This window comes from Pseudomonas sp. zfem003, assembly GCF_032621675.1.
In the GTDB taxonomy this organism is placed as follows: domain Bacteria; phylum Pseudomonadota; class Gammaproteobacteria; order Pseudomonadales; family Pseudomonadaceae; genus Metapseudomonas; species Metapseudomonas otitidis.
This window is the reverse complement of sequence record NZ_JAVYJG010000005.1, coordinates 198,564-215,905: the sequence shown is the minus strand read 5'-3', so window position 1 is coordinate 215,905 and position 17,342 is coordinate 198,564. Positions and strand designations below refer to the sequence as shown.

Annotated in this window: 14 protein-coding genes; 3 read left to right on the top strand and 11 right to left on the bottom strand. The window is 67.7% G+C overall.

What is annotated here, in order from left to right:
• Positions 1-10: 10 nt before the first annotated feature.
• From nadE to RTK35_RS12545, 3 genes are read right to left on the bottom strand one after another with little or no spacing between them, the layout of a single operon-like run.
• Positions 11-838 (bottom strand): ammonia-dependent NAD(+) synthetase, encoded by an 828-nt coding sequence (gene nadE / locus RTK35_RS12555; RefSeq protein WP_074969208.1) that lies wholly within the window; start codon positions 836-838, stop codon positions 11-13.
• A 10-nt stretch (positions 839-848) separates the two neighbouring features.
• Positions 849-2,051, bottom strand: a complete 1,203-nt coding sequence (gene pncB, locus RTK35_RS12550) for a nicotinate phosphoribosyltransferase (RefSeq protein ID WP_074969206.1) — start codon at positions 2,049-2,051, stop codon at positions 849-851.
• Positions 2,052-2,053: 2 nt separating this feature from the next.
• Positions 2,054-2,743 carry a nicotinamidase gene (locus tag RTK35_RS12545; protein WP_410478653.1) on the bottom strand — a complete coding sequence of 230 codons (690 nt, stop codon included), beginning with the start codon at positions 2,741-2,743 and terminating at the stop codon, positions 2,054-2,056.
• An 81-nt stretch (positions 2,744-2,824) separates the two neighbouring features.
• Between RTK35_RS12545 and RTK35_RS12540 the strand changes: the two genes are divergently transcribed.
• Both RTK35_RS12540 and RTK35_RS12535 read left to right on the top strand, forming a co-directional pair.
• Complete coding sequence (locus RTK35_RS12540; RefSeq protein WP_316908255.1) at positions 2,825-3,394, top strand: adenylyltransferase/cytidyltransferase family protein; 570 nt, start codon at positions 2,825-2,827, stop codon at positions 3,392-3,394.
• Positions 3,391-4,071, top strand: coding sequence for an NUDIX hydrolase (locus tag RTK35_RS12535; protein WP_069563427.1), 681 nt, complete (start codon positions 3,391-3,393; stop codon positions 4,069-4,071). The genes RTK35_RS12540 and RTK35_RS12535 overlap by 4 nt, the downstream gene beginning before the upstream one ends.
• Positions 4,072-4,110: 39 nt before the next feature.
• Here the strand turns inward: RTK35_RS12535 and RTK35_RS12530 are convergent, their stop codons facing one another.
• From RTK35_RS12530 to RTK35_RS12495, 8 genes are all read right to left on the bottom strand, one after another.
• Complete coding sequence (locus RTK35_RS12530; RefSeq protein ID WP_316908151.1) at positions 4,111-5,520, bottom strand: amino acid permease; 1,410 nt, start codon at positions 5,518-5,520, stop codon at positions 4,111-4,113.
• 447 nt (positions 5,521-5,967) lie between these two features.
• Positions 5,968-7,746: an ABC transporter ATP-binding protein gene (locus RTK35_RS12525; protein ID WP_172432891.1), complete on the bottom strand. Its 1,779-nt coding sequence runs from the start codon at positions 7,744-7,746 to the stop codon at positions 5,968-5,970.
• Complete coding sequence (locus tag RTK35_RS12520; RefSeq protein ID WP_142011480.1) at positions 7,739-8,377, bottom strand: DsbA family protein; 639 nt, start codon at positions 8,375-8,377, stop codon at positions 7,739-7,741. The genes RTK35_RS12525 and RTK35_RS12520 overlap by 8 nt, the downstream gene beginning before the upstream one ends.
• Positions 8,378-8,396: 19 nt before the next feature.
• Positions 8,397-9,332 (bottom strand): rhodanese-related sulfurtransferase, encoded by a 936-nt coding sequence (locus tag RTK35_RS12515; RefSeq protein ID WP_044413306.1) that lies wholly within the window; start codon positions 9,330-9,332, stop codon positions 8,397-8,399.
• Between the two features lie 607 nt (positions 9,333-9,939).
• Positions 9,940-11,445 (bottom strand): lysine--tRNA ligase, encoded by a 1,506-nt coding sequence (lysS, locus tag RTK35_RS12510; RefSeq protein WP_107330353.1) that lies wholly within the window; start codon positions 11,443-11,445, stop codon positions 9,940-9,942.
• A 123-nt stretch (positions 11,446-11,568) separates the two neighbouring features.
• Positions 11,569-12,664 (bottom strand): peptide chain release factor 2 gene (gene prfB / locus RTK35_RS12505; protein ID WP_107330352.1). Its coding sequence is split into 2 segments (ribosomal slippage): positions 11,569-12,591 and positions 12,593-12,664, totalling 1,095 coding nucleotides; the frame shifts between segments, so codons are not numbered across the junction.
• Between the two features lie 89 nt (positions 12,665-12,753).
• Positions 12,754-14,085, bottom strand: coding sequence for an exosortase Q (gene xrtQ, locus RTK35_RS12500; RefSeq protein WP_316908150.1), 1,332 nt, complete (start codon positions 14,083-14,085; stop codon positions 12,754-12,756).
• Positions 14,082-16,091: a VIT domain-containing protein gene (locus tag RTK35_RS12495; RefSeq protein WP_316908149.1), complete on the bottom strand. Its 2,010-nt coding sequence runs from the start codon at positions 16,089-16,091 to the stop codon at positions 14,082-14,084. The genes xrtQ and RTK35_RS12495 overlap by 4 nt, the downstream gene beginning before the upstream one ends.
• Positions 16,092-16,390: 299 nt before the next feature.
• Here RTK35_RS12495 and RTK35_RS12490 point away from each other — a divergent pair.
• A protein-coding gene (locus tag RTK35_RS12490) for an IS5 family transposase (RefSeq protein WP_316908148.1) occupies positions 16,391-17,244 on the top strand; the annotation gives its coding sequence in 2 pieces (ribosomal slippage) (positions 16,391-16,733 and positions 16,733-17,244; 855 coding nt in all).
• Positions 17,245-17,342 lie beyond the last annotated feature (98 nt).

The following is a 17,342-nucleotide window of genomic DNA, read 5'->3' as shown; positions in this document are numbered from 1 at the left end:
CTTCAGGGCTTCAGGGCGCCAGCGGCAGCTCGCGCTTGTGACGGGTGTTGTCGTAGGTGCGGACGATGGCGTCATAGGCCGCCTGGCTGACCGGCTGGCCGTGCAGGAAGGCGTCGATCTCGGTGTAGCTCACGCCGTGGGCCTCCTCGTCCGGCTTGCCGGGGCGCAGCTCTTCCAGGTCGGCGGTCGGCACCTTGTTCACGGCGCTGTTCGGCGCCCCCAGGTAGGCGGCGATGGCACGCACCTGGCCTTTCACCAGGCCGGAGAGCGGGGCCAGGTCGCAGGCGCCGTCGCCGAACTTGGTGAAGAAGCCCATCACCGCTTCGGCGGCGTGGTCGGTGCCGATCACCAGGCCGTTGTTGGCGTTGGCGATGGCGAACTGCGCCACCATGCGGATGCGCGCCTTGATGTTGCCGGTGACGAAGTCGCGGCGGGCGTCGGTCAGGTGGTTGAGGTGGGTGACCTGCTCGGCCAGGCCGACCACGCTGTCGGCGATGTTGACCGTCTCTTCCTCATCGGCGCGGATGAAGTTCATCGCCACCTGGGCGTCGGCCTCGTCGTGCTGCACGTTGTAGGGCAGGCGCACCGCGATGAAGCGGTAGCCGTCATCGCCGGTCTCGGCGCGCAGCTCTTCCACCGAGAGCTGGGCCAGGCGGCCGGCGGTGGTGGAGTCGACGCCGCCGCTGATGCCCAGCACCAGCACCTTGAGGCCGGAGGTGCGCAGGCAGTCCTTGATGAAGGCCTTGCGCCGCTCGACTTCCGCCACCAGGGCGGCCTGGTCGGCGAAGGGCGGGACCACGGCGAGGGCTTGGGCGATTTCTTGCTGACGGTTGCTCATGGGGGTCTCCTCAGCGTGCGTCCACGCGGAATACATGTTTCAGGTAGGTCACGAAGTTCTCGTCGCGGCACTGGGTCTTGCCCGGCGTGTCGGAGAGCTTCGCCACCGGCTGGCCGTTGCAGGCGGTCATCTTGATGACGATGTTCATCGGTTCGACCCCGGGGATGTCGCAGGTCAGCCGCGTGCCGATGCCGAAGCTGACATGGATGCGCTCATGCAGGGCGCGGTACAGCTCCAGCGCCTTGGGCAGGTCGAGACCGTCGGAGAATACGAGGGTCTTGGAGAGCGGGTCTATACCGAGCTTCTCGTAGTGGCGAATGCATTTTTCGGCCCACTCCAGCGGGTCCCCGGAGTCGTGCCGCAGGCCGTCGAAGAGCTTGGCGAAGTACAGGTCGAAATCGCGCAGGAAGGCATCGGTGGTGATGCAGTCGGTCAGCGCGATGCCGAGCAGGCCCCGGTACTCGCGGACCCAGCAGTCCAGCGCGGCGATCTGGCTGTCGATCAGGCGCGGGCCGAGCTGCTGGTGGGCCATCAGCCATTCGTGGGCCATGGTGCCGATCGGCTTGATGCCGAACTCGCGGGCCAGGTGCACGTTGCTGGTGCCGACGAAGCGCCCGGGGAAGTCGCGCTTGAGGATGTGCACCATCTCCTCCTGCACCCGGTAGGAGAAGCGCCGGCGGGTGCCGAAGTCGGCCACCTGGAAGCCCTCCAGCTCGCTCGGGCTGGCTTCGCGCTTGAGCCAGTCGAGCTTCTCGTAGAGGCGCTCGCTGGCCTGCTCGATCACCACCTCGCGGTAGCGGTAGCGGTTGCGCACCTCGCTGACGATGGCCAGCAGCGGGATCTCGAAGAGGATCACGTGCAGCCAGGGGCCGCGCAGGCGGATGCACAACTGGCCGTCTTCGACCCCGGCCTGGACGTAGCGCATGTTGAAGCGGAACAGGCTGAGGAAGCGGATGAAGTCCGGCTTGATGAAGGGGATGCGCTCGAGGAAGGCCAGTTGGTCGGCGGTGACGCTGATCTCGGCCAGGCGCTCGATCTGGTAGCGGATCTCCGCCAGGTAGGGCGTCAGGTCCTCGGCATTGCGGCAGCGGAACTCCCATTCCACCTCGGCGTTGGGGTAGTTGTGCAGGACCGCCTGCATCATCGTCAGCTTGTAGAAATCGGTGTCCAGCAGGTTCTGCACGATGCGGTCGGAAAACACGCTCTCGGCCATCTTCAGCACTCCCAGGTGGTGCGGTTGAGCAGGGCGTCCAGCTCGGCTTCGCCGGCGCACAGGACGACGCCCGCTGCATTCATCTCGAGCCGAGCGGTGTCGGCGGTGGCCTCGGCAATGGCACGGCAGGCGGGGAGGTAGACGATAACCTCAAAGCCGGCGCGGCGCAGTTGCAGGGCCGTGGTTTTCACGCAGTAGTCCAGCGCCAGGCCGCCGACCAGCACATGGCTGACCGCGTTCTGCCGGAGGAATTCGATCACCCCGGTGCTGCGGCGTTCCGCCAGGTCGTGGTAGCAGGCGCCGTAGGGGTGCAGGTCGGGCTCCACGCCCTTCCACACGAAGTAGTCGTAGTCCAGCGGGCGGGGCAGTTCGTCCAGCAGCTCGAAGCCGGCGGTGCCGGGCACGCAGTGGCTGACCCAGGTGAGGTCGGCATCGGCCAGGGGCAGCGGTGCGAGCATCTCCGCGTGGCTGCCCACCACCCAGGGGGCGCTGGGGCTGTGGGCGTCCTTGCTGCCGATGCGCAGGGTGGCGCGGCGGGCCAGCAGGTTCAGGTGCGCCGCGATCTCGTCGCCGCCGGGCACCGGCAGTTCGTCCGGGCAGAGCGGGGTGAAGCCCTTCTGGGCGTCGACGTCGAAGCTGGCGATCTTCATGGCTGCGTTCCTTTCTCGGTGGCGGCTGGCTACATATTCCATCTGGTGTAATATGTCGTCAAGCGTTTTTCAGGAAGGAGTGGAAAAGTGAGCAGCCATCCGCCTTCGAATCCCTCGGCAAGCCTGGCCGCCTACGCCGCCGGCAGCCAACGGGCCGGCACCCTGCGTTTTCGCCTGGCGGTCTACGGCGGCGCCTTCGACCCGCCGCACCCGGGGCACGAGACGGTGGTCCGCCGTGCCTTGGCGGTGGCCGACCGGGTGCTGCTGGTGCCCAGCCACCGCCACGCCCACGGCAAGCGCATGGTGGACTTCGCCCTGCGCTGCGCCTGGCTGGAGCGCCTGGCCCAGCGCATCGACCCGCAGCGGGTGCTGTGCGAGCCCATCGAGGCGCGCCTGTCGCCGGGGCAGGGGGCGGTGTACAGCTACGACCTCATGTACGCCCTGGCCGAGGCCCATGGCGTGGCCTCGGAGGCCATGGCGCTGGTGATCGGCGAGGACAACCTCGAACACCTGCCGGGCTTCCACCGGGGCGCCGAGTTGCGCCGGGATTTCGGCCTGTTGGTGGCGAAGGAGACGCGGGTGCTGCACAGTTCCGCCATTCGCCTGCACCTGCGGGAAGGACGACCACTGCCGGCCGCCTGGTGCCTGCCGGAAGTGGCCGGTGATCTAGCTGTCTATAGGGAGATGCAATGAGTTCCGCACAGGTACTGGCCAGCGTCGACATCGTCGCACTGCGCCTCGATCCGGCCCAAGGCCTTGACGTGCTGCTGATCCGCCGGGCCCAGGGGCCCTTCGAAGGGGAATGGGCGCTGCCCGGTGTGCTGGTCAACGGCCGTTGCGCCGACGACGACCTCGACGCCGCCGCCAAGCGTGCCCTGGGCGGCAAGGCGCGGGTCGAGCCGCAGCACCTGGAACAGGTGGCCACGGTGGGCAATGCCCGGCGCGACCCCCGGGGCTGGTCGCTGTCCACCTTCTACCTGGCGCTCCTGGCGCCGGACACCGAAGTGACCGCCGACGACCTGCGCTTCGCCCCCCTGGAGGGGCTGGCGGGCCTGCCCTTCGACCACGACCAGCTGGTGGCCCAGGCCCGCGAGCGGTTGTCGAGCAAGTCGGTCTACACCTCGCTGCCGCTGCACCTGCTGGCGCCGCGCTTCACCGTCACCGAAGCCCTCGGCGCCTTCCAGGCCTGCCTCGGCCAGCCGGTGCAGCACACCACCCTGCGCGGGCGGCTGGAGAAGATGAAGGGGCAGGGCTGGATCGTCGACACCGGCGAGCAGAATCACCCGAAGATGGGCCGCCCGCAGAAGGTGCTGGAGCACCGACCCGGCGCGGGTGGGCTGTTCACCTTCGACCGCAGCGTCCTGTCCTGAGGAAGGTGCCCCCTGCCCGGCCGGGCAGGGGGCGTGGCGTCAGCCGGCGGCCAGCGCGTTGCGGGCCTGGGCAGCGCGGCTGAGCTTGAGGCGGTAGCAGCCGCCCATCACCAGCAGCCACACGGGGATGGCATAGACCGAGACGTTGATGCCGGGGGTCAGCAGCATCACCCCGAGGATGAACGCCACGAAGGCCAGGCACAGCCAGTTGCCGAAGGGCGACCAGAAGGCGCGGAAGGCGGTGCGCACGCCCTCGCGGTCCTTGTGCTGGCGGAACTTGAGGTGGGCGTAGCTGATCATCGCCCAGTTGATCACCAGGGTGGCCACCACCAGGGACATCAGCAGTTCCAGGGCGTTGTGCGGCAGCACGTAGTTCACCAGCACCGCCAGCCCGGTCACCAGGGCCGACACCACCAGTGCCGGCACCGGCACGCCGCGCTTGTCCACACGGGCCAGGGCGCGGGGGGCGTCGCCCTGTTCGGCCAGGCCCACCAGCATGCGACCGTTGCAGTAGGTGCCGCTGTTGTAGACCGACAGCGCGGCGGTCAGCACCACGAAGTTCAGCAGGTGGGCGGCGGTGTCGCTGCCGATCAGCGCGAAGATCTTCACGAAGGGGCTGCCGCTGTACGGGTCGCCGGCGCTGCTGATGCTGGCCAGCAGGGCATCCCAGGGGCTGAGGGCGAGCAGCACCACCAGGGCGCCGACGTAGAAGATCAGGATGCGCCAGATCACCTGGTTGATCGCCTTGGGGATCACCTGGCCGGGTTTCTCCGCCTCGGCGGCGGTGAAGCCGAGCATCTCCAGCCCGCCGAACGAGAACATGATGAAGGCCATGGCCATCACCAGCCCGCTGATGCCGTTGGGGAAGAAGCCGCCGTGGGTCCAGAGGTTGGTGACGCTGGCCTGCTCGCCGCCGTTGCCGCTGAACAGCAGCCAGCAGCCGAGGACGATCATGCCGACGATGGCCACCACCTTGATCATGGCGAACCAGAACTCGGCCTCGCCGAACAGCTTCACGTTGGCCAGGTTGATGGCGTTGACCAGCACGAAGAAGGCTGCGGCCGTGGCCCAGGTGGGCACGTCGGGCCACCAGAAGTGGATGTACTTGCCCACCGCCGTGAGTTCGGACATGCCCACCAGGATGTACAGCACCCAGCAGTTCCAGCCCGAGAGGAAGCCGGCGAAGCCGCCCCAGTACTTGTGCGCGAAGTGGCTGAAGGAGCCGGCGACCGGCTCGTCGACGATCATCTCGCCGAGCTGGCGCATGATCAGGAAGGCGATGAAACCGCAGATGGCGTAGCCGAGGATCATCGACGGCCCGGCGGACTTGAGCACCCCGGCGGAGCCGAGGAACAGGCCGGTGCCGATGGCGCCACCGAGGGCGATGAGCTGGATGTGGCGGTTCTTCAGGCCGCGCTTGAGCGAACCGGTGTGTTGCGCGTCGTGCATGGCGTCACCTTTTCTTGTTGTCGTGACGGAAATCGAACCCGCTGCGCTTGTGGCGCGGCGGCGTGGGCAAGGCGGTTGACCTTTAGTGGCCGTGCATGGGCACGTCCCCGAGTGGGGGCCGCGATTGTACAGGCGCAGGTGGGAGGATGCGCGCCGGCACCACCGGGCCACAGGCGGGCAGGGCGAGGGCGGGGAGGCGCACGCGGGCGCCGGGCAGCAAGGCTGGGGTCACGGTGACCTCCGGTTGTTGTTCTTGTCGGTCGAGCGCGGCCATCTGACCCCGCCGCACCGGAGCGAAACAAGGCACAGTCGCGCACCGGAACTGTGCTGGCCGGCGCTGGGCGCGGCAGCTTTTCCTGACAGCACCGCCCCGCGCCCCGGCAATGCCGGGTGCGGGCGTAACGTTTGCTTGACAGGCTGGTGCGCCAACGTGACGCAGGGGGCGGCTCAGTGCTGCAGGTGGCCGTAGAGACGGGCGTAGAGGCCGCCGTGGTCGATCAGGCGCTGGTGGTCGCCGTCCTCGGCGATGCGCCCGCCGTCGAACACCAGTACCCGGTCGGCCTGCTTCACCGCCGACAGGCGATGGGCGATGACCAGGGTGGTACGGCCGGCGAGGAAGCGCGCCAGGGCCTGGTGCAGGGCGTACTCGGTGGCCGCGTCCAGGGCCGAGGTGGCCTCGTCGAGGATCACCACCTTTGGCTCGGCCAGCACCATCCGGGCGATGGCCAGGCGCTGGCGCTGGCCGCCGGACAGGCGCACGCCGGAGCGCCCGACGATGCTGTCCAGGCCCTTGGGCAGGGCGCGGATGGTCTCGGCCAGCTGGGCGATCTCCAGGGCCTGCCAGCAGGCCTCGTCGCTGCGCTCGCGGCCCATGGTCAGGTTGGCGCGCACGCTGTCGTTGAACAGCGCCGGGTGCTGCAGCACCACCGCGACGTGTTCGCGCACCCGCTCCAGGCCGATCTCCTCCAGGCTGGCGCCGCCGAAGCGGATGCTGCCGGCCTGGGGCGTGTAGAGGCCCAGCAACAGCTGCACCAGGGTGCTCTTGCCACCGCCGCTGGCGCCGACGATGGCGACCTTCTCGCCAGGGGCGATGGTCAGGTCGAGGCCGTCCAGCACCGGCTCCTCGCCGTAGGCGAAGCGCAGGCCGCGCACCTCGACGCCCACGGTGCGGTGGTCGGCGAAGGGGTCGATGCGCGGCGGGTACTGCGGCTCGTCGGCCCGTGCCAGCAGCTCGTTGAGGCGGCTCAGTGCGCCGCCGGCGGCGTAGAAGGCGTACTGCAGGCCGAGCAACTGCTCCACCGGGCCGATCATGAACCAGAGGTAGCTGAACACCGCCAGCATCTGGCCGATGGACAGGTCGGAAAACAGCACGGTGAGCATCGCCGCGCCACGGAACACGTCGATGCCGAACTGGAACAGCAGGCCGCTGGTGCGCCCGGCGGCGTCGCTCTTCCATTGCGAGGCCACCGCGTAGTCGCGCACTTCCCGCGCCCGTTCGCCGAGGCGGCCGAGGAAGAAGCCCTGGCGGTTGCCGGCGCGGATCTCCTGGATGGCCTCCAGGGTCTCGGTCAGGGCCTGGGTGAAGCGGGCGGTGCTGTCGTTCTCCAGCTTCTTCAGGTGCTTCACGCGCTTGCCCAGCTGCACCGTGGCGTAGATCACCAGCGGGTTGAACAGCAGGATCAGCAGCGCCAGCTTCCAGTGCATCCACATCAGGATGCCGGCGGTGCCCACCAGGCTGAGCATGGCCACCAGGAAGCGGCTGAGGGTCTCGCCGATGAACTTGTCCAGGGTGTCCAGGTCGGTCACCAGGTGGGCCGAGACGGTGCCGCCGCCGAGGCTTTCGTACTCGCCGAGGGAGATGCGCTTGAGGCGTTCGATCAGGCGCACCCGCAGGCGGTACACCACGTCCTTGGAGAGGCGGGCGAACAGGCGCGCCTGCAGCACGTTGAACACCAGGGCGCAGCTGCGCAGCACCAGGGTGACGGCCAGCATCAGGCCGATGTAGCCCACCGGCCCCTGCCAGGCATCGGGCAGGAAGCCGTCCATGAAGCGCAGGGCGGCGTCGCCCTTGCCCAGCAGCACTTCGTCCACCAGCAGCGGCAGCAGCAGCGGGATCGGCACGGCGCAGAGCGCGGCGAGGATGGCCACGCCGTTGGCCAGCCAGAGGGCCTTGCGGTGGCGCAGGGCGAGGCGGCGGATCTCCGCCCAGCTCAGCTGGTCAACCATGGGCGATGCGCTCCAGCCAGCGGCCCAGCAGCGGTTGCAGGTCACTCAGCGGCTGGTAGCCGTTGGTCAGCAGGGCCAGCTGGCCATCGCGCTCGGCCAGCAGGGTGGGGAAGCCGGCGATGCCCAGGTCCTGCACCCAGGTGAAGTCCTCGGCGGTGGCCTGGCGGGTGGCCGGGTCATCGAAGGCCTCGGCGAACTCGATGCGCGGGATGCCGGCGGTTTCGGCCAGGGCCACCAGTTGCTGGGCCTGGGTCACGTCCTGGCCTTGTGCATAGAAGGCGTGCTGGATGCTGCGGGCCAGCGCCCAGGTGGCGTCCTCGTCGAGTCCGCGCGCGGCCACCAGGGCCCGGCACGCCGGTTCGGTGTCGTAGACGAAGCCGTCGGGCAGCGCGCCGTCGAAGCGGAACGGCTGGCCGGTGGCCTGCTCGACGGCGTGCCAGTGTTCGAGGATATAGCGCCGCGTGGTCGGCTCCAGCGCCGCGCCCTGGCCGGTGCGCAGGCCACCGACCACCAGGCGCAGCGGCACGCCGGCGTCACGCGCCTGCTCGATCAGCGCTCCGGCCACCGGGGCGAACCCCCAGCACCAGGAGCACATGGGGTCCATCACGTAGAGCAGGCGTGCGTTGGCCATGGCGATCCCTCGTCGTCGGTCAGTGTTCCGGATTCTGCCGCGGGTCGCGGCCGATGGGGTGGGGCTGGTTGCGCTGCTTGGCCAGCTCGATCTGCTTCTGCCGTTCGCGGGCGCTGGCGCGGGTCTTCTCCGAGAGGCTGTCCCAGCAGTGGGGGCAGCTGATGCCGGGGGCGTAGTGCGGGGACTGGCGGTCTTCCACGGAGATCGGGTTGCGGCAGGCGTGGCACTGGTCATAGTCGCCTTCGCTGAGGTCGTGGCGCACGGTCACGCGGTTGTCGAAGACGAAGCAGTCGCCGCGCCACAGGCTCTGCTCCTGGGGCACGTCCTCCAGGTACTTGAGGATGCCGCCCTTGAGGTGGAAGACCTCTTCGAAGCCCTGGTTGAGCATGTAGCTGGAGGCCTTCTCGCAACGGATGCCGCCGGTGCAGAACATCGCCACCTTCTTGTGCACCGCCGGGTCGTAGTGGGCCTTGATGTACTCGGGGAACTCGCGGAAGGACTTGGTCTTAGGGTCCACCGCGCCTTCGAAGGTGCCGATGGCCACTTCGTAGTCGTTGCGGGTGTCGATCAGCAGCACCTCGGGGTCGCTGATCAGGGCGTTCCAGTCCTGCGGCTCGACGTAGGTGCCCACCTGCTGGTTCGGGTCCACGCCCGGCACGCCGAGGGTGACGATCTCTTTCTTCAGCTTGACCTTGGTGCGGTAGAAGGGCTGCTCGTCGCAGTAGGACTCCTTGTGGTCCAGGTCGACGAAGCGCGGGTCGACCTTGAGCCAGGCCAGCAGGGCGTCGATGCCCTCGCGGGTGCCGGACACGGTGCCGTTGATGCCTTCCTCGGCGAGCAGCAGGGTGCCCTTGATGCCGTGCTCGGTCATGGTCTTGAGCAGGGGCTCGCGCAGGGCGACGTAGTCTTTCAGGGATACGAACTTGTAGAGCGCCGCGACAACGATGCGGGACATGAAAACCTCCAGTGGTCGCCCACGCAAAGGGCGGACCGGGTGACAGAAACGACAGCGCCGGCTGGGCCGGCGCTGGGGGCGGAGTCTATCAAAAACCGCTGGGTCACGGATGTGGGGGAATGTCTCAGTCGTCGGGTGGGGAGGTCATGAGCGGTGGGTTGCTCGAGGTCTGGCTGTATATCGAGTTCTACGGATGTTCTTTGTTTCGCCTTCCCAGGCGAGTTTCTTTTTTCAGTCGTCGGAATGCCGCCCACAAAAAAGAAACCAAAAAGGCTCGCCCCTGCATCCGGATCCCGCTTCGCGGGACTCCCCTCGCTCCATCGTTGCTTCGGGGGCCGGCGCGATGGGCCATCCATGGCCTGGCGCGCCTCTCGCGGCATCCATGCCGCTCGTCCCCCTGCGCAACGACTGCGCTCGGCCTCCTGAAGGGGCAGGTTCCCTGCCCCACGCTCTGAGCCACGTGCGAGTTCATAGTGCGCTTCGGATTCACGCCTTTCTCCCCAGGGACGTGGAGCCCGGAAGGAGTGATTGAAAAACCCTGGAGAATCGTGGCAGAAGGCAGGCAACAGCCACAAAAAAGCCGCCCGAAGGCGGCTTCTCATCCCACTCAGGCCTGGGGCCGCATGTGGGGGAACAGGATCACGTCGCGGATCGACGGGGAGTTGGTCAGCAGCATCACCAGGCGGTCGATGCCGATGCCTTCGCCGGCGGTGGGCGGCATGCCGTATTCCAGCGCATTGACGAAGTCGGCGTCGTAGTGCATCGCCTCGTCGTCACCGGCGTCCTTCTCCTTCACCTGCAGCATGAAGCGCTCGGCCTGGTCTTCGGCGTCGTTCAGCTCGGAGTAGGCGTTGGCGATCTCGCGGCCACCGATGAACAGCTCGAAGCGGTCGGTGACGCTCGGGTCCTGGTCGTTGCGGCGGGCCAGCGGGGAGACCTCGAAGGGGTACTGGGTGATGAAGTGCGGCTGTTCCAGCTTGCTCTCCACCAGCTCCTCGAAAATCATCACCTGCAGCTTGCCCAGGCCTTCGTGGCCGAGGACCTTGGCGCCGGCCTTCTTGGCGATGGCGCGGGCCTTCTCGACGTCGTTGAGGTCGGCGGCGGTGATGTCCGGGTTGTACTTGAGGATGGCGTCGAACACCGACAGGCGGGCGAAGGGCTCGCCGAAGTGGAAGACCTTGTCGCCGTAGGGCACGTCGGTGCTGCCGAGCACGGCCTGGGCCAGCTCGCGGAACAGCTCCTCGGTCAGGTCCATGTTGTCTTCGTAGTCGGCGTAGGCCTGGTAGAACTCGAGCATGGTGAACTCGGGGTTGTGCCGGGTCGAGACGCCTTCGTTACGGAAGTTGCGGTTGATCTCGAAGACCTTCTCGAAGCCACCGACCACCAGGCGCTTGAGGTACAGCTCCGGGGCGATGCGCAGGAACATCGGCATGTCCAGGGCGTTGTGGTGGGTCGCGAAGGGCTTGGCCGCCGCGCCGCCGGGGATGGTCTGCAGCATCGGGGTTTCCACTTCGAGGAAACCGCGCTCGGACAGGAAGCGGCGGATGTGGGCGATGACCTGGGAGCGCACGCGGAAGGTGTGGCGGGTTTCCTCGTTGACGATCAGGTCGACGTAGCGCTGGCGGTAGCGCTGCTCGGTGTCGGTCAGGCCGTGGTGCTTGTCCGGCAGCGGGCGCAGGGACTTGGTCAGCAGGCGCACGCTGGTCATGTCGACGTACAGGTCGCCCTTGCCGGAACGGGCCAGGGTGCCTTCGGCGCCGATGATGTCGCCCAGGTCCCAGGTCTTGATCTCGGCCAGGGTCTCTTCCGGCAGGGTCTTGCGGTTCACGTAGACCTGCAGGCGAGCGCTGCTGTCCTGCAGGACGATGAAGGAGCCGCGGTTGAGCATGATGCGACCGGCGACCTTGACCGGGATGGCTGCAGCTTCCAGCTCTTCCTTGGTCTTGTCCGCGTACTGTTTCTGCAGGTCCGCGAAGTAGGCGTCGCGGCGGAAGTCGTTCGGGAAGGCGATGGCCTTGGCCTCGCGCACGGCAGCAAGCTTTTCCTTGCGCTGGGCGATCAGCTTGTTCTCTTCCTGTTGCAGTTCGTGCTGGTCGGGTTGTTGGTCGCTCATGGTCTTCGGTGGTTCCTGATTAGGCGCTCTTGCCTGTGGAAACGGATTGCATAACAGCGGCTGTAAAGCCTGGCGGACGCAGGCCAGCCGCTGCTTGAGGCGGGCTGGCCGAGCGCGGCGGCGTTACAGCCCTTGCTTGAGACTGGCCTCGAGGTACTCGTTCAGATCCCCATCCAGCACCTTGTCGCAGTCGCTGCGCTCGACGCCGGTGCGCAGGTCCTTGATCCGCGACTGGTCGAGGACGTAGGAGCGGATCTGGTGCCCCCAGCCGATGTCGGACTTGGTGTCCTCCAGGGCCTGGGAGGCGGCGTTGCGCTTCTGCATCTCCAGCTCGTACAACTTGGCCCGCAGCATCTTCATGGCGGTGTCCTTGTTGGCGTGCTGGGAGCGTTCGTTCTGGCACGCCACCACGGTGTTGGTGGGCACGTGGGTGATCCGCACCGCGGAGTCGGTGGTGTTCACGTGCTGGCCACCGGCACCGGAGGAGCGGTAGGTGTCGATGCGCAGGTCGGACGGGTTGATCTCGATCTCGATGTTGTCGTCGATCTCCGGGGAGACGAACACCGCGGTGAACGAGGTGTGACGACGGTTGCCGGAGTCGAACGGGCTCTTGCGCACCAGGCGGTGCACGCCGATCTCGGTGCGCAGCCAACCGAAGGCGTATTCGCCCTTGATGTGCACGGTGGCGCCCTTGATGCCGGCGACTTCGCCTTCGGACAGTTCGACGATCTCGGCGGCGAAGCCGTTCTTGTCGGCCCAGCGCAGGTACATGCGCAGCAGCATGTTGGCCCAGTCCTGGGCCTCGGTGCCGCCGGAACCGGCCTGGATGTCCAGGTAGGCGTTGTTGGGGTCCATCTCGCCGCTGAACATGCGGCGGAACTCCAGCTTCTCGAGGATCTCGCGCAGGCGCTCGACTTCGGTGGCGACGTCATTCACGGCGCCTTCGTCGTTCTCCTCGACCGCCATGTCCAGCAGATCGCTGGAGTCGGCCAGGCCGCTGGTGAGTTCGTCGAGGGTCTCGACCACCTGCGCCAGCATGGAACGTTCGCGGCCCAGGTTCTGGGCGTATTCGGGGTTGTTCCAGACGTTGGGGTCTTCGAGTTCGCGGTTTACTTCGACGAGACGATCATGCTTCTGATCGTAGTCAAAGATACCCCCGAATGGCCTGGGTACGTTCGGAGAGGTCCTTGATGCTGTTCAGGATCGGGTTGATTTCCATGGCGGGAAGCTCTCACTGGCAAAACTTTCGGAAAAGCCGGCGAGTATACCCGAGTCGATTCGCCTCGGGCAGCCTGCGCCGATGACCGTTTACAGGCCAGCCGCCTCGGCCACGGTGACCGCCCGCCAGGGCCCCGGGGAGGTGCCGGCCAGGGCCGACCAGTACCAGGCGGAGGTGTCGCTGAAGCTCCGTCCGGCCGCGTCCTCGATGTATTCGCACACCCGCAGCCGGCCGGAGGCGGCGCTGGCCAGGAAGCAGCGCTGCAGGCCCTCGCCGCTGGCCCGGCGGTGCAAGGCGATGGCGCTGATGCGAAAGCCCAGGGCGCGGTAGCAGTCCGCCGCCGGGTGCAGCTTGCGGGTCGGCACCTGCACCTGGCGCAGCACCAGGGTGCGCGGGCCGGCGGCGAAGCGCGCCAGGCGACCGGGGAAGTCCTCGGCGAAGCGCCGCTCCACCGCCGTCAGCGCCAACGGGCGCAAGGCCTGCCCCTCGAAGGTGCTCGGCCACTCGACGAAACCGGCCGGGCGCGCGCCCTCCCCGCCCGCACCCGGCACCAGGCTGTACGCCGCCAGGCCGACGAAGAGCGCGCCCCAGGGCCACGGGCGCACCGCGCCGGGCAGGCCATCCGCCCGGTTCGCCGGCTGGGCCGACAACCCCACCACCAGGCGCAGCACCAGCCCGCAGAGCGCAGCGAACACCGCCAGCCCGATGCCCTCGTGGAGCCAGGCCGGCCCCTGCCAATGCCCGGCTTCCTGCAGCACCAGCAGCGTATTGCGCAGCGCATTGGCCCCGAGGATCAGCAGGCTGAGCCAGGGCAGCCGGCGCAGCAGCCGGGCATCCGCCACCCGCAGCCAGGCGGCGGCGGTGAAGGCCACGAAGTAGGCGGCCCAGGCCATCTGCACGCCGGAACAGGGCGCGTCGACCATCACCAGCTGACCGCCCACCTCCAGCGCACTGCCCTGGCGCGTGACGGCGAAGCCCAGTCCGCGCAAGGCCCAGAGGCTGGCCTCGGCGGTGATCACCCGCAGCGGGTAGCCGATGAAGAACTGCAGCGACGCCAGGATCGGCAGCGCCAGCACCCCCAGCCCCAGCCAGGCCAGCAGCGGCTGGCCGGGCCGACGCAGGGCGAAGGCCATCACCAGCACTGCCAGCACTGCCAGCAACCCGCGCCCCAGGGCCGGCACGCCCGGCACCAGCAGCGCGGCTGCCGTCAGCCCCAGGGAGGCGAGCAGCCCGGGCAGGCGCGGCGCCGCCAGCAGCGCGTGACGGTCACGCCACAGGCAGGCCAACAGCACCACCAGCGCCACCGCGCCCCAGGGGTCGTCCGAGCCATCGCCCATGCGGGCAACGGCCCAGCGCCACACCGGCCACAGCGCCAGGGCCGGCAGCGCCAGCCAGGCCCAGGCGGGCAGCGCGCGGGTCACGCCTGGCCCCGCTGACGGCGCAATGCCCATCCCAGGCCCAGCAGGCCCACCAGCAGCAGCGCCCAGGTCGCCGGCTCCGGCGTGCCCGGCACCATCGGCCCGCTGACGCTGCCGCCCACGGCCTGGGCGCTGACGCCCTGGGGCAGGGGCAGCGGCTGGTCGACTTCCGCCGCGTCCTGCGGCGCCGGGTTGCGCACCTGCTCATCCACCGCGACAAAGGAGGTGTAGGGCGTCAGCAGGCTGTACTTGAGGCCGAGGTCGAGGATCTGCTGGCTGTAGTTGTAGGCGTAGCCACCTTCGATGGCCTCCTGGTCCATCAGCGAGGCGATGCGCTGGCGGGCCCAGAGGTGCGCCAGGGCGCTGCCCTCCACGGCCTGCCCGGCCAGCAGCGGCGCCTCGGCATGCCAGGTGCCCCGGTTGGTCAGGCCCTGGGCGCGGAGGAAGCCCCGGCGCTCGCCGCGCCACTTGCCGAACACCACCAGCGGCCGTTCGGCGAACAGGTCCGGTAGCTCCAGGGGCTCCACGTCATAGGTGTCCAGCCCGTCGAAGGTCAGTTTCGGGCGCACCAGCACCGGCGACTCGATCATCCGCTGCAGGCGCTCGGCCTGGGCATCGGCCTGCGCGGCGTCCAGCACCACGAAGGGCTCGCCCTGGCCGGCGCGGGCCAGGCCCTCGATCAGCTCGCGGTTCACCGAGCTGCCGATGCCGAAGGCGAACAGGTTGGCCTTGCCCAGGTTGCCGCGCACCAGCGTGTAGGCCTCGCTTTCCACGTCCACGAAACCGTCGGTGACCACGATGAAGGAGCGCGAGCGCCCCGCCTCCGCCGGCATCGCCAGGGCCTGACGCAGAGCCGGCAGCAGCTCGGTGCCGCCACTGCCCATCTCGGTGTCCAGCAGCCCCAGGGCCTGCTGGATGTGCTCGGCATCGGCGGGGATGGACTGCGGCGCCAGCAGCCTGGCACTGCCGGAGAACAGCAGCACGTTGAAGCGGTCCTGCGGGCGCAGGCCACCGATCAGCCGGCGCAGCAGGTGCTTGGCGGTGTCCAGGGGGAAGCCGTGCATGGAGCCGGAGATGTCCACCACGAACACGTATTCACGGGGCACCACCGCCTCGCTGGGCACGCGCCGGGGCGGCGCCACCATGGCCAGGAAGAAGTTCTCCTCGGCCCCCTCGCTGAGCAGCACCCCGCTCTGGAAGCCCTCGCCACCCAGGCGGTAGTCCAGCACGAAGTCGCGGTTGGCCGCCGCGCCGCCGGCCGGGTCCAGGCTCACCCGCACATGCCGGGCATCCTGCCCCTGGCGCAGGATGCGGTGGCTGGGCGAGGCCAGCTCGGCAATGTCCGCCGGGGCCTGCAGGTCCACGTCCAGGCTGAACCCGGCGGTTCCCGGCTCGCCTTCCGGCAGGTGCGCGGTGGCCGTCCAGGGTTCGACGGCGCCCCCCGGCCGGCCGGTGTAGCGCGGGCCGAACACGGTGGGGAAAACGAAGGAATAGAGCCCATCGCGGGGGACCAGCAGCTCGGTGTAGCGCAGCTCCACGTCCACCACATCACCGGGGAGGATGTTGGCGACATTCATCTCGAACACGTTGCTGCGCTGCTGCTCCAGCAGAGCCGCGGTCTGCCCGGCCACCTTGGCTGCCTCGTAGTCCTCGCGGGCCTTGCCCTTCTCCTCGATGCGCGCCTCGATCACCCGCTGGCCGATGCGCACGGTCATGCCGTGCACCGCCGCCCGGGTCGAGCCGGGGAACACGTAGCGCGCCTCCAGCGCCCGGCTGCCTTCGTTGCGGTAGTGCTGGGTGACGCTGACGTCGGCGATCACCCCCAGCACCCGCGCCTTCACCTCGGTGGTCTTGAGGGGCAGGCTGTCGACACCGGGCTCGGCGTTCTCCACCACGAAATAGGGCCCTTCCGGGGCGGGCTGCGGCGCGTCGGCCAGGACGGTCATCGGCACCAGCAACAACAACAGGCTCCACCAGCGGCGGCGCGGGAGGGGGACAGGGCGGGACATGGGACGTGGCTCCTTGCGTGTATCGGAAGCCCAGCCTCGCCCGCGCCCGTGGAGGCTTCGTGCAGGGTGTGTGGTGTTTCTGTGGTTTTATGCGGCCGATTCGTTTTGCTGCCAGATTCAGATCGTCAAAATAGCTATTCCTTTGAATTCTAAGAATTTTACATGAATTCCTTTATGGACAACTGTCCAAAAATCGAGGCTGCGTCAGTTACACCGCAAGTGGCGACGAGAAGGTTATTAGGTTCTGTACGAAAAGTCGGTACAGGTAGAATCGCCACCATGATTGGCTGGAGGCCCACATGGCAAGGCGCTACGAACTCCCAGATGCGGGCTGGGAGTTGATCAAGGATCTGGTTGCCCCGGAACAGAAGATGGGCCGACCTCGAAGTGATGATCGGCTGGTGCTCAACGGCATCTTTTGGATCCTCTGCTCCGGAGTCGCCTGGCGTGATATTCCGGAACGTTTCGGCCCGTGGTCGACGGTTTATCAACGGTTCCGTGACTGGCGAGACGACGGCACGTTTAACCGAGTACTTGAGCGATTGCACGTCCAGTTGAATCAGGAAGGCCTGATCGACCTGGATACGTGGATGATCGACTCCACCGCGGTGCGTGCAACTCGAGCCTCTTCTGGCGCCGGGAAAAAGGGGGGCCAGAAGAACCGGTAGATCATGCATTGGGACGTAGCCGAGGCGGCCTAACCACCAAGATTCACCTGATCTGCGATGCCAACGGGATACCTCTCCGATTCATGCTGTCACCCGGGCAGGCCAGCGACATTGGCCATGCTCAGCCACTCTTAGATCAGGTACGTATCCCCGGAAAGTCGGGACGACCTCGTAAGCGCTGCCGTTGGTTACTGGCAGACAAAGGTTACGATGCCGAGCATCTGCGCCAGTACTGCGACCGCTACCGCATGCAGCCGGTGATTCCGCAGCGCGCCATGAAGCGCAAACCCAAGCCAGGACTACCCCGACTGTTTGATCGTCCGAAATACCGGCAGCGGAACATCATCGAGCGGATGTTTGGCTGGCTAAAAGAGAACCGGAGAATTGGCACCCGTTACGACAAGCTCGCCAGAAGTTTTGCCGCAATGGTCACGCTGGCTTGCACGCTGCGATGCCTGCGGCAGTACTTTTCGTACAGAACCTAGCTGCCAAGCAGTGGTTTACATGTCCGGCATCTCGTTTAGGAGATAGCCGATCTCGAAGTAAAGACGATCAGGTTCGATGGGCATGATGATGACTCTTG